This window comes from Staphylococcus sp. GDY8P196P, from assembly GCF_017891705.1.
Lineage (GTDB): Bacteria > Bacillota > Bacilli > Staphylococcales > Staphylococcaceae > Staphylococcus > Staphylococcus ureilyticus.
In genome coordinates, this window is the sequence record NZ_JAESJS010000021.1 from 120,296 (window position 1) to 138,369 (window position 18,074).

Below are 18,074 nucleotides of genomic sequence, written 5' to 3' on the forward strand. Positions count from 1 at the left end.
AAGGAGTGCTAAACAGTGTCGACACAGCAGAGAATATTCGAACTGGATGCTTTACGTGGATTCAGTTTGTTAGGTATTGTATTGATGAATATATTGACATTTAGTATGCCATATGAGGAATCATTTTTACCGGGTTTAGTGAAAGGGATAGATCAAAGTATATTAAGAGTTATTACACTGTTTGTAATCAGTTCTTTTTATCCTATTTTCACCTTTTTATTTGGTTATGGTTTAGCCATTATGTACAAACATAGTCAGAGAAGAGCGATGAAATATTATCCCTTTATTTATAGAAGATTAACTTTTTTATTAATATTAGGTGCATTACACGGTTTTTTACTATTTTCAGGAGATATTTTGTTCAGTTATGCATTTACAGGGATGATTGCAGTATTATGTATTAAAAAAAGTAGCAAGAAACTCTTTAAAATAGGTGTTATTTTATATGCAATAAAAGCATTTATCTTAATTTTACCTACTTTTTTAGTAACATACTTAGATGATCCATATAGTACTATTAATATAAGCGGATTTAATGTTTCTGAAATCGTCAATCTAAAGCAAAGTGGCGAATATTTTAACTATTTAAAAGTAAATGTTGTAGAAAACACCTATAATATTATAGATACAATAACTTTTTCTGCATATTTTGAATTTTTACCGTATGTGTTTTTAGGAATGGCAGCACAAAAATACAACTTGGTTGAAAAGGTACAATTCGCACAAAATCGTTATCGTCACGTTTTATATGCATGCCTTATGTTAATTGTTGGATACGCTTTTAAAATGCCATATGTAGTGGACATTGGAAACCAAGCTTTTGCAATCATTAGTGCTATGATTGGTGGGCCACTTGTAGCGTTTGGCTACATATTGTTATTTATCTATTGTTGTCGATTTAAGCAATTTTCCAAAACCGTAAATATCTTTAAATACCCAGGAAAATTGAGTCTAACAGTATACTTAATGCAAAGTTTTATTTTTACATTTATTTATGTAGGTTTAGGTTTATATAATAAGTTACCACTGTATGAATCTTATTTAATCGTATTGGTTGTATATAACTTACAACTAATTTTCTGTTATGTGTATCTGAAATTTTATAGATACGGCCCTATTGAATGGTTGTGGCGTAAAGTGACTTATTTAAAATAGCGATACAATATCATGTCTATGTTTATTGAATTTTTTGAAAATAATGGGTATTTATTTGTGATTTGTTACTAAATATAGTTATAATATGTAATAAGATAAAGATGAGGAGCTGATATTGAATGAAATTTCTATCATTCAGACATAATGAACAGACATCTTATGGTGTGAAAGTTAAAAGAGAAGAAGCTGCTTGGGACTTGAAAAAAGTCTTTGCAGATTTTGCGGAAGGGGACTTTCATCCTAAGACATTATTGAATGGTCTTCAACAAAATCAAATATTAGATTTCCAAGAACAGGTTCGTAAAGCAGTCGTAGCGGCAGAAGATAGTGGTAGAGGTGAAGAATATAAAGTCGCATTTGCAGATATTGAATTTTTGCCACCGGTCACGCCAACAAATAATGTGATTGCTTTTGGACGTAATTATCAAGACCATGCTAGCGAATTAAATCATGAGGTACAGCGTTTATACGTCTTCACAAAAGCAGCTTCATCGTTAACTGGTGATAATAGTGTAATACCAAATCATAAAGATATTACAGATCAGTTAGATTATGAAGGTGAGCTAGGTATTGTGATAGGTAAATCAGGTGAGAAAATTCCTAAAGCTTTAGCACTTGACTATGTATATGGCTATACAATCATTAATGATATTACTGACCGCAAAGCCCAAAATGAACAGGATCAAGCATTCTTATCTAAAAGTTTAACTGGTGGTTGCCCAGTTGGTCCATATATAGTAACTAAAGATGAATTACCTACACCTGAAGATGTAAATATTGTAACTAAAGTAAACAATGAAATTCGTCAAGATGGTAATACAGGAGAAATGATTCTTAAAATCGATGAATTGATTGAAGAGATTTCGAAATATGTAGCATTACATCCTGGTGATATTATTGCTACTGGTACACCAGCTGGTGTGGGGGCAGGTATGACACCGCCTAAATTTTTACAACCAGGTGATGAAGTAAAAGTAACGATTGATAATATTGGTACTTTAACAAATGTCATAGCAGAAAAATAATTATAAACGAATTAGGCTAATTATAATAAGTTAGCCTAATTTTTTTGATACAAAGTAATGATGTTGCTATAAATTGAAAATGAAGATAAAATGTGAAGTGCAGAACTTTTTTTGAAAAATATTTACTTTTTCAGTATGATTAAAAAAGTACGCTTTTAATTTTATAATTAAAAGTAACAATGTATTGATATTTTTTATAAAGTAAAAATAGTGTGGGGGTATTAAATATGTTACATATGCATATTGCAAGTTGGGTATTGCTAATTATCTTGTTTTTCGCTGCTTATTTTAATTTCTCAGAAAAACAAGGTGCGACACCTTATTTTAAACCAATTCATATGTTATTAAGGTTATTCATGGTTTTAGTCTTAATTTCAGGATTCTGGATTTGGATTCAAGCATTTGGTGATGGAAATTCAGGCGGGCACATGTTATTAACATTGAAAATGATTTGTGGTGTGGCTGTCGTAGCATTAATGGAAGTTACAGTTACAAAACGAAAAAAAGGACAAGCAAGTCATGGTATGATGTGGAGCACAATTGCAGTTATTATAATCACTATCATTATTGGGGTTATTTTACCGCAAGGCCCAATCACACAAATGTTTGGTATGTAATATAAAAAGCGGAGACATTAAGCTGTCTCCGCTTTTTATTTTCACGTATTAAATTAGCTGAAATTATTTGTTGCGCGCTTTATAACCAATCATATTGATGATATCTTTTGGTCGACTATAAGGTGGGGCATAGGAAACTTCGAACTCAGTAAGTTCATCTATTGTCAACTTATGCAACATTGCCATAGATAAAACATCTATACGTTTATCTGCACCATTTTTTCCTACTGCGGCAGCTCGAATAATGCGTCTGCTTGATTTATCGAAATAAACACGTAAATGTAACTTAGTATTTCCTGGGTAATAGCCCGCGTGTTCTCCTTGGTTAGCTTCTACCATTTCGTAATCAAAGTTATCTAATTCTTGTGGTGTTACGCCAACGCTGGCAAACGTATAATCAAAGAATTTTACAATATTTGCACCCAAGTAACCTTTAAAGTGTATAGATGCATTACCAGCTAGTTGTTCTGCTATAATACTCGCTGCTCTATGAGCACCCCATGCTAATGGTACGTGTGCATTTAAGTCCACATGACGATAATGTGAAGTAATAATATCACCTAAAGCATAAATGTTATCAATGTTAGTTTGGAACTGATCGTTTACTGGAATATAACCCTTACTGTCTAAACTTACATTTGATGATTGAATAAATTCGGAATTAGGTTTTACTCCAACCCCTTCAATAATCAAATCATAGTTTTCAACTTTACCAGATTTGAAATGAACTGTATTACCATCCACTGATTGAATTTCTTCATTTAAACGATAATTGATATCTCTCGCTTCCATTTCATCAAAAATGGGTTGATTCATATCGCTATCCATTAACTTGTTCACATGAGTTGAACGGTGTATCAATGTGCTTTCGATACCTCTATGGTGTAAATTGTCTAATATTTCTAAACCTATATATCCTGCACCAACGACAAGGGCAGTTTTAACGTTTTGGTGTTCTATAAATTTTTCAATGGCATCAGTATCTTCCATATTTCTTAATGTAAAGCTGATATCACTGTTTAAGTTTAAAGTATTTGCACTGCACCCTGGACTTAAAATTAAAGTGTCATAATCTTCTTCAAACGTTGTATTGTCACGCTTGTTATAAACAGTAATTGTTTGCGCTTTGTCATTAATTGCAGTTACCTCGTGATAAGGTTTAACAACAATTTTTTTAGAATCATAGAAAGACTCGGGTGTAGCTTCTAATACTTTGTCTCTTGAATCTACGACATTTCCTAAATAATAAGGAAGTGCACAGTTAGCAAAACTCATATCTCTATCTTTTTCAAAAACAGTTATTTCACTCTCATGGTCTAGTCTTCTGATTTGGCTAGCAACGGTTGCACCTCCAGCAACAGCACCCACCACTACAATTTTATTCATAGTATATTGCCCCCTATAAATTTAGTGTTTAAATATGTGATTCTACTACTGTTTCATACGATATATTTAAATGAAAGAAATCGTTTAAATAGCGACCAATGCCATCTTCATTATTTGAATAAGTCACATGATTGGCTACATGTTTTAGTTCATCTAAACCATTTCCCATAGCAATACCATGTTTGGCATATTTTATCATTTCTAAGTCATTATCTTCATCGCCGAATGCAATAATATGGTTTCTGTCTACATCTAAATAAGTTTTCACATAATCTATGCCTCTAGCTTTACTAATTCCTTGTTTTACGATTTCGATTACTGGGAAAGGTGAGCCCCATCTTCGGTGTTCAATATTTTCTGCATAGAAACGGGTTAGCATTTGTTTGATTCTAGGAATCATAAATTCTTCAGCTTCAACTAAAATGGAAGTAGGCGATTCATTTAAGGAGTAAAGTAAGTCACCAGTTTCAATTTTAGGATTTCCCATTGAAAAACCATCGAATAATTTTTGGTCAAAATTATTTAAAAAAACATAATCTTTTACTTCAGCAATAATGTTGGAGACACCAAAGTTGTTCAGTGACTGAATGATCTCATGTGATAAGTCTAAATCCAGTACTTCATGTTTATTTTGGAAATGATCATCTTTTGGATGGTGAACGAATGCACCATTAAAGTTAACTACAGGAGTATCCATATTTAGTTCATGGTAATAAATTTGACTGGCTCTGTATGGTCTGCCTGTTGCTATCATTAGTTTGTGTCCTTGCTTTTGCAATGTAGTTAAAACCTTTTTTGTATAAGGTGTAATTTTCTTGTCATCGTTTAATAGTGTTCCGTCTAAGTCTAAACAAATTAAATAAGAACTCATGTAAATCTCCTTTGAATTTAATAAATGATGTATGAACATCATAGCATTTTATTGGCGTTTTGTAAGATATTTGATATATTGTTAATATGATTAAATACGAAGAGGTGAAAAGTATGGACGAAGGATTAAAAGATAGCATACTAAATGCTTTAGAGATGGTCATAGACCCTGAGTTAGGAATCGATATTGTAAACTTAGGTTTAGTATATAACGTAGATGTTGATGATGAAGGTTTATGTACAGTGGAAATGACGTTAACTTCTATGGGTTGTCCGCTTGGACCGCAAATTATGAACCAAGTAAAAATGGTCTTAGCAGAAATTCCAGAGATTTCAGATACAGAAGTAAATATTGTTTGGAGTCCACCATGGAGTAAAGAAATGATGTCACGCTATGCAAAAATAGCGCTAGGCATAGGTTAATATATAGATTAGAGAACTAGTTTAAGTAACAATGCGATGAGATACGTATTGCTAACTTAAGCTAGTTTTTTTATTTAAACAACATATACCCACTTTGTGTCAGGCTATTTTAAAATTATTTATTTCTATCGCTCAATTCATTAAAATAATTGCAGTTGTATTACATTAGTATTACAATGGCTAGGTGAATAAAATAGATGTTTATGTAATTTTAGGAAAGTTTGTGGGAAAATGAACAATAATCTTGAAAATTGTCGTGTGAAACGTAGCACGCGATACATGCCAGGTTTAGATGGTTTAAGGGCAATTGCAGTGATTGGTATTATTATTTACCATCTAAATAAGCAATGGTTAACCGGTGGGTTTTTAGGTGTTGATACATTTTTTGTTATTTCGGGATATTTAATTACTAGTTTACTGTTAAATGAATATGAAGAAACAGGGATAATTAATTTAAAAAACTTTTGGATAAGACGTTTTAAAAGATTGATACCTGCAGTATTAACTTTAGTATTTGTTGTCATTGTGGTAACACTGGTATAAAAACCAGACGAAATTATTAATATTAAAAAAGATGCAATAGCAGCAATTTTTTACTTTTCAAATTGGTGGTACATCGCTACAGATGTCAATTATTTTGAACAATTTGCTTTCATGCCATTAAAACATTTGTGGTCTTTAGCAATTGAAGAGCAATTTTACATAGTTTTTCCAATTCTTTTTATATTCCTTTTATTAGCTTTTAAAAAATATCGTAATGTTGTTTTGATATTTTGGATTATTTCGTTAATTTCTTTACTAGTGATGATAAGCATTTCACAACCACATATGTCTCATTCTCGAGTTTATTTTGGTACAGATACAAGACTTCAAACTATGTTATTAGGCGTCATATTAGCGTTTTTATGGCCTCCGTTCAAGTTGAAAAAACATCCGAAAAAGACATTAACGCATATCATAGATGGTATTGGTGTTTTTGGTATTTTTATCTTGCTTTTACTTTTTTATAAAGTTAATGATAATAGCGATTGGATTTATAATGGTGGTTTTTATTTAATATCTGTAATGACATTATTTGTCATAATGAGTGTTGTTCATCCATCAGGTTACTTTGCTAAAGTCATAGGAAATCCTATTTTTGTTATGATAGGTAAAAGGTCCTATAGCTTATATTTATGGCATTTTCCAGTGATTAGTTTTGTACATTCATATTATGTTGATGGACAATTACCGAGTTATGTGTACTTATTAGATATCATATTGACAATTATTTTAGCAGAATTATCGTATCGTTATATTGAAACGCCTTTTAGAAAAAAAGGTTTCAAAGCACTTTCTATAAAATTAAACAAAAAAATACCATTAGTGAGAACAGCTATTTTATTAATTTTTATGATTCCAAGTTTATTTGTTTTAGCTGGTAGCTTTGATAAATTAGGGAAAGATATGGTTTCAGATAAAAAAACTACGTTTAAGACTAATGAATTTGATAAACAAATAGTGAGGCCTATACCAATTGATGATGTAAACTTTTTTGGTAAATCAAATGCTAAAAAAACCTCCAAATCAGAAGTTTTTACAAATATTAAACCACTGCTCATTGGTGACTCAGTGATGGTTGATATTGGTGAGAATTTTAAAAAAAGGGTGCCCAATGCACAAATTGATGGTGAGGTTGGTCGTAATCTTTACGATGTCGCTCCACTTGTAGAAAAACATTATCATTCGTTTAATAAAAAATCAGATAAAATTGTACTAGAGCTTGGTACAAATGGAGATTTTAGTAAAGAACAATTAGATACGTTAATCAATAAATTCGGGAATGCTCAAATTTATTTAGTGAATACGAGAGTTCCGAGAAGTTATGAAGGCCATGTGAATAAATTGATGACAGATGCTGCACACACACAAGAATGTAACGCTTGTTGATTGGTACAAACGCTCTGAAAATCATACAGAATACTTTGCACCAGACGGTATTCATTTAGAACCAAAAGGTGTAGAGGCATTGACGGATGAAATTTTAAAACATATAGCTAGCAATGCAAAATAAATTAAAAACTTAGAGAAATATGAAATCAATGAAACTTAACTAACGCGTAAACGCCAATTTTTGTTAAAATTGGCGTTTACTTTGCTTTTGAACATCTATAAAGAAAACTGTCATTTGAAGATGTACTTTAAATGACATATATTTACCATTGATGAATTAGCATAGATGATATTAATATTTTCTATCTTGTTTCTTGATTGGGTAATCGTTTGCGCTCATATCCCTTCTAGTCATGAGTCCATGGCTATTAAATTCCCAATGTTCATTACCATGGGTACGCATCCATTGAGTTGTTGAAGCATCATACCATTCATACTCAAATCTAACTGAAATACGGTTATCGGTGTAACACCATAATTCTTTCATCAATTTGTAATGAAGTTCTTTATTCCATTTTCTATATAAAAAAGATTTGATTGCTTCTCGACCTTCAAAAAACTCATTACGATTTCTCCATTGTGAATCAAGTGTATAAGCGAGACATACTTTTTCAGGATCTCTAGTATTCCATGCATCTTCCGCCAATTTAACTTTTTCTAAAGCTGTCTGTTTATTAAACGGCGGCGTTGGCTTTTTGATTACATCTTTCATATAGATAACCTCCAATCTTGTATATTTACAATAATGCTAACATAGCTTTAAAGTAATGAGGAATGTCCTATTGTTGAAAATATAAATATTGCTATAGAATTTAATAGCTTTATATTATTTATCTAGATGTTTTAACATATATGTATCTGGTAAAAGTTATGATATAGTAAGCGTTAAAAACTTATAAAAAATAATTGAAAAACCAACCCTTTTATTGTTGATTATTGCCGAGAAGCGTAATATAATATAGATAAGGTCAAAGAAAGTCAAAGTCAAACTTACTTTATTGATCAATCATTAAATGGTGAGGTGAATCAATTTGGATATCAATCAAATGACCTATGCAGTCCAAAGTACATTACAAAATGCTATTGAACTGGCTAAAATAAATGAAAATCAAAATATTGAAATTGAAGCTGTATTATCAGCGGCATTAACAGAAAGTGAAAGTTTATTTAAAAGTATTTTTGATAGAGCGCATATAGACACTGATAAATTAGATCAATCATATAAAGAAAAGCTTAAAAAATATCCATCCGTTCAAGGAGATAATGTCCAATATGGCCAATATATAAGCCAAAATGCTAACAATTTATTAAATAAAGCTGAATCTTATATGAAAAAATATGAAGATGAATATATATCTATGGAACACATCGTATTAGCTGCTATTGATATAGATGATACGACTAAACAATTTGTAGCAAATAAAAAAGAAGTTATTGAAGAAATTATTAAAAAAGTTAGAGGAGGCAATCACGTGACATCACAAAATCCAGAAGCAAATTATGAAGCTTTAGAAAAATACGGTCGTGACTTAGTTGAAGAAGTACGTCAAGGAAATATGGACCCTGTCATTGGTCGAGACGAAGAAATTCGTAATTCAATCCGTATATTAAGTAGAAAAACTAAAAATAATCCTGTTTTGATTGGTGAACCAGGTGTAGGTAAAACAGCAATCGTCGAAGGGTTAGCGCAACGTATCGTTCGTAAAGATGTGCCAGAATCATTGTTAGATAAAACAATTTTTGAACTTGATTTAAGTGCACTTGTGGCTGGAGCTAAATATCGAGGAGAATTCGAAGAAAGATTGAAAGCAGTACTTAAAGAAGTCAAAGACTCTGACGGCAGAATTATTTTGTTTATTGATGAAATTCATATGCTTGTAGGTGCTGGTAAAACTGAAGGGGCTATGGATGCAGGTAATATGCTTAAACCGATGTTAGCTCGTGGTGAACTACATTGTATTGGTGCGACTACATTAAATGAATATAGAGAATATATTGAAAAAGACTCAGCTTTAGAGCGTCGTTTCCAAAAAGTAAATGTATCTGAGCCTAATGTAGAAGATACAATTTCTATCTTACGTGGTTTGAAAGAACGTTACGAAGTATATCACGGTGTTCGTATACAAGATAAAGCATTAGTAGCAGCAGCTGAATTATCAGATCGGTATATTACAGATCGATTCTTACCGGATAAGGCAATAGATTTAGTAGACCAAGCATGTGCGACGATACGTACTGAAATGGGCTCAAATCCAACAGAATTAGATCAAGTGAATCGTCGTGTTATGCAGCTGGAAATTGAAGAGTCGGCATTGAAAAATGAATCTGATAATGCTAGTAAACAGCGTTTACAAGAGCTACAAGAAGAACTAGCGAACGAAAAAGAAAAACAAAGTTCTATTCAATCACGTGTTGAAGAAGAAAAAGAAAAAATAGCTAAGTTGCAAGAGAAACGTTCAGAATTAGATGAAAATCGAAAAGCTTTAGAAGATGCTGAAAACAACTACAATTTAGAAAAAGCAGCGGAATTACAGCACGGTAAAATTCCACAATTAGAAAAAGAATTACGTGAACTAGAAGATGCTTTCCAAAATGAACAAAATGAAGACAATGACCGCATCATTCGTGAAATTGTTACCGATGAAGAAATTGGTGATATTGTTAGTTCTTGGACAGGCATTCCAGTATCAAAATTAGTTGAAACTGAAAGAGAAAAACTCTTGAACTTATCTGATATACTTCATGAACGTGTTGTGGGACAAGATAAGGCTGTAGATTTGGTTGCAGACGCAGTTGTCAGAGCACGTGCTGGAATTAAAGATCCTAACAGACCCATTGGCAGCTTCTTATTCCTAGGCCCAACTGGTGTGGGTAAAACAGAATTAGCGAAATCTTTAGCATCAACTTTATTTGATTCAGAAAAACATATGATTCGTATTGATATGAGTGAATATATGGAAAAACATTCTGTCTCACGTTTAATAGGTGCGCCTCCAGGTTATGTTGGACATGAAGAAGGCGGTCAACTGACTGAATCAGTACGACGTAATCCTTATTCAGTCATTCTGTTAGACGAAATAGAAAAAGCACATTCAGATGTGTTCAATGTGTTGCTTCAAATATTAGAAGAAGGTCGTTTAACTGATTCACAAGGTCGAGAAGTAGACTTTAAAAATACAATTATTATCATGACGAGTAATATAGGTTCACAAATTTTATTAGAAAATGTAAAAGATACAGGTGTAATAACTGAATCAACAGAAAAAGCAGTTATGAATAGTTTAAATCAATACTTCAAACCTGAAATCATTAATCGTATGGATGATATCGTATTATTTAAACCATTATCTGTAAATGATATGAGTTTAATTGTTGATAAAATTTTAACACAATTAAACATTAGACTGATGGAACAACGTATTTCAATTGAAGTTTCTGACAAAGCTAAGACTTGGTTAGGTGAAGAAGCATATGAACCACAATTTGGTGCAAGACCACTTAAAAGATTTGTTCAAAGACAAATTGAAACGCCACTTGCACGCAAAATGATTAGAGAAAATCTACCGGAAGGTACGTTAATAAAAATAGATTTATCTGATGATGGTTTAACATTTGAAGAAATTAAACCAGAAATGATATAAGAAGAAATAAATAGAAAATAGTGTTTGCGCATCATCGCTATTAAAATATGCCCATAAATGATTTGGAGAAATTTATTTATGGGCTACTATTATATTAATGTTGGATTAATTAAAAAGTTAGTACATTTAAAATCTTAGAAATTTTCTATAGCAAAAAGGCAATCTCTAAATTGAAAACTTAGAGATTGCCTTTTTAAATTCGTTCGAGATATTTTCGTTTCGAACGCTTCTTAAAAATGTGTATGCGATAAATAATTAGTGTTGTTCTTTCGTTTCATGCTTTGAAGGTTTAATAATCAAGTCAAATAATACGACAATGATTGTAAATACAATAGCACCAATAATAGGGGTAATCAAATTAAGTGCGCCCCCACCTGAAAGACTGTTAAGCACGAAATTTACCATTTGTAATAAGACAATAGACCAAAATAACACTGCGAGGTATTTCATTATGTAATGCCTCCAATTTAATATATATATACATTTATTATAAATAAGAATGTGATATTTGTATAGTAGTAAGTTATAAAGTGTAGATTTTAATTGTACTAATTTTCACTATAAATTATAATAATAAATGTGATTTTAATGAGTATACTAGGTGAAGTTCTTGTATTGGAATTATGTATTATGTTAAATTAATACCTGGTATTAAAAAATTATTAAGAAGGTGTACAACCATGAACGTGGGTATTAAAGGTTTCGGCGCATATGCGCCTGAAAAAGTAGTAGAGAATGCCTATTTTGAATCGTTTTTAGAAACTTCAGATGAATGGATTTCGAAAATGACAGGTATTAAAGAAAGAAGATGGGCTGATGAAGATGAAGAGACGTCTGATTTAGCTTATCAAGCAAGTGTTAAAGCTATTAATGATGCTGGTATTGAACCAACGGACATAGATATGATTATTGTTGCAACATCTACAGGAGATTTTCCATTTCCAACTGTGGCTAACATATTACAAGACAGACTTGGTATCGGAAAGGTTGCTTCTATGGATCAGTTAGCTGCATGTAGTGGTTTCATGTATGCAATGATTAACGCTAAACAATTCGTACAATCAGGCGATTATAAAAATATTTTAGTTGTAGGTGCAGATAAATTATCTAAAATCACAGATTACACAGACCGTTCAACCGCTATTTTATTTGGTGATGGTGCTGGTGCAGTCGTTATCGGCGAAGTGTCTGAAGGCCGAGGTATTTTAAGTTATGAACTTGGATCAGACGGTTCTGGAGGCGAATATTTATATTTAAATCCAGAAAATGGTAAGATATTTATGAATGGACGAGAAGTGTTTAAATTTGCTGTTAGAATCATGGGTGAAGCCTCTAATAATGCAGTTGCAAAAGCAAATTTAGAACCAAACGATATCGATATGTTTGTGCCACATCAAGCGAATATTAGAATTATGGAATCTGCAAGAGAACGATTAGGTATACCTAAAGAAAAAATGAGCGTCTCAGTGGATAAATTTGGTAATACTTCTGCAGCTTCAATTCCATTAAGTATCGCACAAGAATTAGAAAATGGTAAAATTAAAGATGATGATGTTTTAGTACTAGTAGGATTCGGTGGCGGTCTTACTTGGGGTGCTGTAACAATAAGATGGGGAAAATAGGAGGATAATATATGAGCAAGGAACATCGTGTCGTCATTACTGGTATGGGTGTTTTATCACCAATCGGTAATGATGCAAAAACTTCATGGAAAAATGCACTAAATGGTGTTAGTGGTATAGATGAAATAACACGTATAGATACATCAGTATATAAAGTTCATTTAGCTGGTGAATTAAAAGACTTTGATATTGAAGATCATATAGATAAAAAAGAAGCGCGTCGTATGGATCGATTCACACAGTATGCAGTAGTCGCTGCAAGAGAAGCGGTTAAGGATGCAAAACTAAATATTAATGAAGATACAGCTAATAGAATTGGTGTTTGGATTGGCTCAGGTATCGGTGGCATGGAAACATTTGAATTATCACATAGCCAATTGCTAGAGCGTGGCCCTAGACGTGTCAGTCCTTTCTTTGTTCCGATGTTAATTCCTGATATGGCTACAGGCCAAGTATCTATTGATTTAGGTGCAAAAGGGCCGAATGGTGCTACGGTTACAGCATGTGCTACAGGTACAAACTCAATTGGAGAAGCTTTCAAGATTATCCAACGCGGTGATGCCGATGCTATGGTTACAGGTGGTACTGAAGCGCCAATTACACATATGGCAATCGCAGGCTTTAGTGCAAGCCGTGCTTTAACAACGAATGAAGATAAAGAAACAGCTTGTCGACCATTCCAAGAAGGCCGCGATGGCTTTGTAATGGGAGAAGGCGCAGGTATTGTTGTACTTGAATCTTTAGAGTCAGCCAAAGCACGTGGTGCAGAAATTTATGCTGAAGTAGTTGGTTATGGTTCAACAGGTGATGCTTATCATATTACAGCTCCAGCACCTGAAGGCGAAGGCGGCTCACGTGCGATGCAAGCAGCGATTGATGATGCAGGCATTGAGCCCCAAGATATTCAATATTTAAATGCTCATGGTACGAGTACGCCAGTTGGCGATTTGACTGAAATACAAGCGATTAAAAATACATTTGGTGAAGCAGCTAAAAACTTAAAAATTAGCTCTACAAAATCAATGACTGGTCACTTATTAGGTGCAACAGGTGGTTTAGAGGCCATTTTCTCTGCTTTATCTATTAGAGATGGCCGCATCGCGCCAACCATCCATGCTGAATCTCCAGACCCAGAGTGTGATTTAGACATTGTTCCAAATAAAGCTGAAGATTTAGATATTACTTACGCTATGAGTAATAGTTTAGGATTTGGTGGCCATAATGCCGTCCTTGTTTTGAAAAAATTTAACGACTAAATCATATGTAATGATAAAAGGCTGAGACAATTCATTTGTCCAGCCTTATTTATTTTGGCTGAGGTTATTTAACAGATACGGAGTGATATGAATAAGCGATGATATCGATTGAATATAGTTTTAATTTTTAAATAATATATATTTTAATAGTAAAATACATAATTAAATTTGATATATTGTATATTTATAGTGTGCACCTAGTGTATAATGTGCTTTATATTTACTTCAAAAGGAGGCAGTCAAGATGAAACGCTTTTCAACTTTGTCAACAACTTTGAAAACACGAATGATTGCAGATTTTATCTTGATTATAGCAAGTCAAGCCATCATGCCTTTTATAGCACTTTATTTAACGAGCAAGGTGAACGCAGTTTTTGCAGGGACATTTTTAATTATAAATATTATAGTGAGTTTTATAGTGTCTTTTTTAGGTGGATATTTAGGTGATAATTATAATAGGAAGAAAACGGTGAATTATATTCACTTTTTATATGCAATTTGCCTAATTATTCTAAGTATTACGGTTACTATGTACGGTACTGGTTTAGTTATATTTTGTATTGCTATTTTTGTTTTTCAATTATTATTTGCTGCAAGTGAACCTATATTTGAAGCGGCTATTATGGATGCTATATATGAAGATGTTAGGGCATATGTATATCAACTCAATTATTGGATGTTTAATATCGGTACAGCCATCGGTATGGCGTTAGGTGCATTATTATATTTGGGGCATAAACATTTATTATTTATTCTTTTCTTTGTCGCTATGTTAGTAAGTTGGTACTTATTTGAGAAGTATTATGATGTTAAACAAGTTATTAGTAAAAAAGGCGACGTTACGACTAAGTTTAAACATTTTTTTGAAAGCTATCGAGATGTAGTTAAAGATAAATATTATATGATGCTAAATTTGGGCTATATGATGGTAATCATGGCTGAATTGAGTTTAAATTCTTATGTCGTGGTAAGGTTGAAAGATGCTTTTGAACCATTATCGATTTTAGGTTTTTATATAGATGGTGTCAGAATGTTTACGGTCATTATGATTATTAATACAGTAGTTGTCGCCACTTTAACATTTACTGTAAACAGAATTGTCGCAGCGACTTCGACTAGAATTGCATTTATGATTGGGATTGTCTTGTATACATTAGGATACAGTGTATTGACGTCTGCAACATCGTTTTGGATTTTATGCTTATTTTCAATTTTGGCTACTTTAGGGGAATTAATATATTCACCTATACAAAATGCACAACGATTCTTGATGATTCCTGAAGATAAACGAAGTACGTATAGTACATTTGCAATGGTTTCATTTTACGGCGGAAATATTTTAGCACGTCTAGGACTTATTATTGGCGCATTTATATTACCATGGATGATGTCTATCTACGTGGCAGTCATTGTTTTGTTGGGCTTTATCCTACTTTATTATGCACTTTTTTGTAATCCCAATATTGATAATCAACAGAAAAAAAGGCTGGATTAGTTATTGTTATTAAATACAATTACTAATCCAGTCTTTTTATATAGCAAATGATATTAAAATAGAGATAATGACATAAATGAGATTACAAAGAAAAGCAATTTTCACCCAAGATGAAACAATATAAATATCTTTTTTAGGTTTAGTAGGCTTAAAAAACGTATCATCTTCAAGCGAGCTTCTATGTTTCTTTCTCATCAATTGATATTTTAATCTTCTAAAACCAAAGCTTGTAGGATCTAAAACGCCTTCCTGCACAACCAAAATGATAAAAGAGAATATTGCTAAGAAGATAGAGACATAGAATATAATATTAATAAAGTTTATCCAATTATGGTTTGAAAATAACCATAAAATAAATGAAATTATAGGTGTAATAAGTAAAAATAATACGAGATGTTTTAAATATTTCATGTCGTTGCCCCCCAAAAAAGAATTAAATTAATTGTAACTTAAGTTAACTAAAAAATGAATAAAAATTACTATAAATTCGTTAACAACAGTATTTAATTAGAAGTTTAAAATTAATTAATTTTTAATTTCTTTAATAAAGTAAAGCAATAGAATATTGATTAAAATCTTAACTAAACGTATAATGTTATTAAATATTCTGAATATTGTGAAGGGAATGTTTAATTCGATTCAAAGGGGGATACAATATGCTTAAATATGTTTTAAAGCGATTGGGTTATATGTTTTTGTCATTATTCATTATCATTACCATTACTTTTTTCTTGATGAAACTTATGCCAGGTTCACCATTTAATGATGAAAAATTAAATGATGAACAAAAGCAAATTCTAAATGAAAAATATGGTTTGAATGACCCAGTACCAGTTCAGTATGCGAGTTATTTGAAGAATGTTGTTACGGGGGACTTTGGTAACTCATTCCAATATGATAACCAGCCAGTTTGGGATTTAATCAAACCAAGGTTATTACCATCTTTAGAGATGGGTTTAACAGCGATGGTGATTGGTGTCATACTCGGTCTGATTTTAGGGGTCATTGCGGCAGTCCGGCAAAACACCTGGGCTGACTATACAGCTACAGTAATTTCAGTTATAGCAGTATCGGTACCATCATTTGTCTTAGCTGTTTTATTACAATATGTATTTTCAGTAAGGTTACAATGGTTCCCAGTAGCAGGTTGGGAAGGTATTTCAACAGCAGTGTTACCATCTTTAGCACTATCAGCAGCAGTTTTAGCGACGGTAGCAAGATACATAAGAGCAGAAATGATAGAAGTGTTAAGTTCAGATTATATTTTACTTGCACGTGCCAAAGGTAATTCAACAATGAGAGTATTATTTGGACACGCATTAAGAAATGCCTTGATTCCAGTAATTACAATTATTGTGCCAATGTTGGCGAGTATATTAACAGGTACTTTGACAATTGAAAATATTTTTGGTGTGCCAGGGTTAGGGGATCAATTCGTAAGATCGATTACCACGAACGATTTCCCAGTAATTATGGCGACAACTATTTTATTCAGTACACTATTTATAGTTTCTATTTTCCTTGTAGATATATTATATGGTGTTATTGATCCACGTATACGTGTACAAGGAGGTAAAAAATAATGGCTGATAATAAAAATGAAAATTTAAATCAAGATTATTCAAATGCAGTTATGTCACATACCTCAGAAGCAATACCAGCATCAGATTTTATTAGAAGTAACAATGATATTGAAAAAGAGCCTGAAATACAGCGAGAAAGTAAAAACTTTTGGCAGGATGCATGGACACAATTAAAGCGTAATAAATTAGCGGTAGTTGGTATGATAGGGTTAATTATTATCATTATTTTAGCGTTAATTGGGCCATTATTTAGTGCGCATGACTATGCTGAACAAGATGTTGAAAGACGTAACTTACCAGCTAAAATACCTGTACTAGATCAAATTTCATTTTTACCATTTGATGGTGAAGGTGCTCAAGGTAAAGATGCCTATGAAGAAGCTGGAGTGAAAGAAAATTTCTGGTTTGGTACAGACCAATTAGGTAGAGATTTATGGTCACGTACTTGGCAAGGTGCACAAGTATCATTATTTATTGGTGTTGTTGCAGCATTGCTCGATATTTTTATAGGGGTCATTTATGGCGCGATTTCAGGATTTTTTGGAGGACGACTTGATAATGTGATGCAACGTATTATTGAAATTGTTGCGTCTATACCAACATTGATTGTTGTTATTTTATTCGTGTTAATCTTTGAACCATCTATATGGACGATTATATTAGCGATGGCAATCACAGGCTGGATTGGAATGAGTCGTGTTGTCAGAGGGGAATTCTTAAAATTAAAAGGCCAAGAATTTGTATTAGCTTCAAAAACATTAGGTGCATCTAAACTTAAATTAATATTTAAGCACATATTACCTAACACACTAGGAGTTATAGTTGTTACATCTATGTTTACAGTGCCGAATGCAATCTTCTTCGAAGCATTCCTAAGCTTTATTGGTATTGGAGTGCCAGCACCAAGAACATCACTTGGTTCACTTGTAAATGATGGTCGTGCAATGTTATTGATTCATCCACATGAATTATTTATTCCGGCTATTATTTTAAGTTTATTAATATTATTCTTCTATCTATTTAGTGATGGATTACGTGATGCATTTGATCCGAAAATGCGTAAATAAAA

15 protein-coding genes and 1 pseudogene are annotated in these 18,074 nt (G+C 32.4%); 11 read left to right on the forward strand and 5 right to left on the reverse strand.

The genetic code is table 11. The annotated features are described in order from the left end of the window. Positions 1 to 15: 15 nt before the first annotated feature. The 3 genes from KA814_RS12195 to KA814_RS12205 all read left to right on the forward strand — a co-directional run bounded on the left by KA814_RS12195 (position 16) and on the right by KA814_RS12205 (position 2,797). A complete protein-coding gene (locus tag KA814_RS12195) occupies positions 16 to 1,155 on the forward strand; it encodes a DUF418 domain-containing protein (protein WP_064209437.1) in 1,140 nt (379 codons plus the stop codon). A 119-nt stretch (positions 1,156 to 1,274) separates the two neighbouring features. Then, positions 1,275 to 2,180, forward strand: coding sequence for a fumarylacetoacetate hydrolase family protein (locus KA814_RS12200; protein ID WP_046208040.1), 906 nt, complete (start codon positions 1,275 to 1,277; stop codon positions 2,178 to 2,180). A 227-nt stretch (positions 2,181 to 2,407) separates the two neighbouring features. After that, positions 2,408 to 2,797 carry a YisL family protein gene (locus tag KA814_RS12205; RefSeq protein WP_046208041.1) on the forward strand — a complete coding sequence of 130 codons (390 nt, stop codon included), beginning with the start codon at positions 2,408 to 2,410 and terminating at the stop codon, positions 2,795 to 2,797. 63 nt (positions 2,798 to 2,860) lie between these two features. On the opposite strand, the gene KA814_RS12210 is transcribed toward KA814_RS12205, so the two are convergent. Further along, positions 2,861 to 4,183: a CoA-disulfide reductase gene (locus KA814_RS12210; RefSeq protein ID WP_064209436.1), complete on the reverse strand. Its 1,323-nt coding sequence runs from the start codon at positions 4,181 to 4,183 to the stop codon at positions 2,861 to 2,863. A gap of 28 nt (positions 4,184 to 4,211) precedes the next feature. After that, positions 4,212 to 5,054, reverse strand: coding sequence for a Cof-type HAD-IIB family hydrolase (locus KA814_RS12215; RefSeq protein WP_046208043.1), 843 nt, complete (start codon positions 5,052 to 5,054; stop codon positions 4,212 to 4,214). Positions 5,055 to 5,167: 113 nt separating this feature from the next. Here KA814_RS12215 and KA814_RS12220 point away from each other — a divergent pair, with 113 nt between their 5' ends. Next, positions 5,168 to 5,476, forward strand: coding sequence for a metal-sulfur cluster assembly factor (locus KA814_RS12220; protein ID WP_019469047.1), 309 nt, complete (start codon positions 5,168 to 5,170; stop codon positions 5,474 to 5,476). Between the two features lie 231 nt (positions 5,477 to 5,707). Then, positions 5,708 to 7,529, forward strand: a pseudogene (locus tag KA814_RS12225) (acyltransferase family protein). Between the two features lie 171 nt (positions 7,530 to 7,700). Here KA814_RS12225 and KA814_RS12230 read toward each other — a convergent pair. After that, complete coding sequence (locus tag KA814_RS12230) at positions 7,701 to 8,120, reverse strand: nuclear transport factor 2 family protein (RefSeq protein WP_064209435.1); 420 nt, start codon at positions 8,118 to 8,120, stop codon at positions 7,701 to 7,703. A gap of 319 nt (positions 8,121 to 8,439) precedes the next feature. On the opposite strand from KA814_RS12230, the gene clpB reads away from it, so the two are divergent. Then, positions 8,440 to 11,049: an ATP-dependent chaperone ClpB gene (gene clpB, locus KA814_RS12235; protein ID WP_064209434.1), complete on the forward strand. Its 2,610-nt coding sequence runs from the start codon at positions 8,440 to 8,442 to the stop codon at positions 11,047 to 11,049. Positions 11,050 to 11,304: 255 nt separating this feature from the next. Here the strand turns inward: clpB and KA814_RS12240 are convergent, their stop codons facing one another. After that, positions 11,305 to 11,499, reverse strand: coding sequence for a YjzD family protein (locus KA814_RS12240; RefSeq protein WP_046208047.1), 195 nt, complete (start codon positions 11,497 to 11,499; stop codon positions 11,305 to 11,307). Positions 11,500 to 11,729: 230 nt separating this feature from the next. On the opposite strand from KA814_RS12240, the gene KA814_RS12245 reads away from it, so the two are divergent. From KA814_RS12245 to KA814_RS12255, 3 genes are all read left to right on the forward strand, one after another. Beyond that, positions 11,730 to 12,671, forward strand: coding sequence for a beta-ketoacyl-ACP synthase III (locus KA814_RS12245; RefSeq protein WP_040030149.1), 942 nt, complete (start codon positions 11,730 to 11,732; stop codon positions 12,669 to 12,671). A gap of 11 nt (positions 12,672 to 12,682) precedes the next feature. Next, positions 12,683 to 13,927 (forward strand): beta-ketoacyl-ACP synthase II, encoded by a 1,245-nt coding sequence (fabF, locus tag KA814_RS12250; protein WP_064209433.1) that lies wholly within the window; start codon positions 12,683 to 12,685, stop codon positions 13,925 to 13,927. A 244-nt stretch (positions 13,928 to 14,171) separates the two neighbouring features. Further along, complete coding sequence (locus tag KA814_RS12255) at positions 14,172 to 15,422, forward strand: MFS transporter (protein WP_210122763.1); 1,251 nt, start codon at positions 14,172 to 14,174, stop codon at positions 15,420 to 15,422. A gap of 36 nt (positions 15,423 to 15,458) precedes the next feature. On the opposite strand, the gene KA814_RS12260 is transcribed toward KA814_RS12255, so the two are convergent. Continuing rightward, complete coding sequence (locus KA814_RS12260; protein WP_064209431.1) at positions 15,459 to 15,833, reverse strand: DUF3899 domain-containing protein; 375 nt, start codon at positions 15,831 to 15,833, stop codon at positions 15,459 to 15,461. Positions 15,834 to 16,078: 245 nt separating this feature from the next. Here KA814_RS12260 and opp3b point away from each other — a divergent pair, with 245 nt between their 5' ends. Both opp3b and opp3C read left to right on the forward strand, forming a co-directional pair. Continuing rightward, positions 16,079 to 17,005, forward strand: a complete 927-nt coding sequence (opp3b, locus tag KA814_RS12265) for an oligopeptide ABC transporter permease (RefSeq protein WP_064209430.1) — start codon at positions 16,079 to 16,081, stop codon at positions 17,003 to 17,005. Next, complete coding sequence (opp3C, locus tag KA814_RS12270; protein WP_046208052.1) at positions 17,005 to 18,072, forward strand: oligopeptide ABC transporter permease; 1,068 nt, start codon at positions 17,005 to 17,007, stop codon at positions 18,070 to 18,072. Before opp3b ends, opp3C begins: the two co-directional genes overlap by 1 nt. Positions 18,073 to 18,074: the final 2 nt, after the last annotated feature.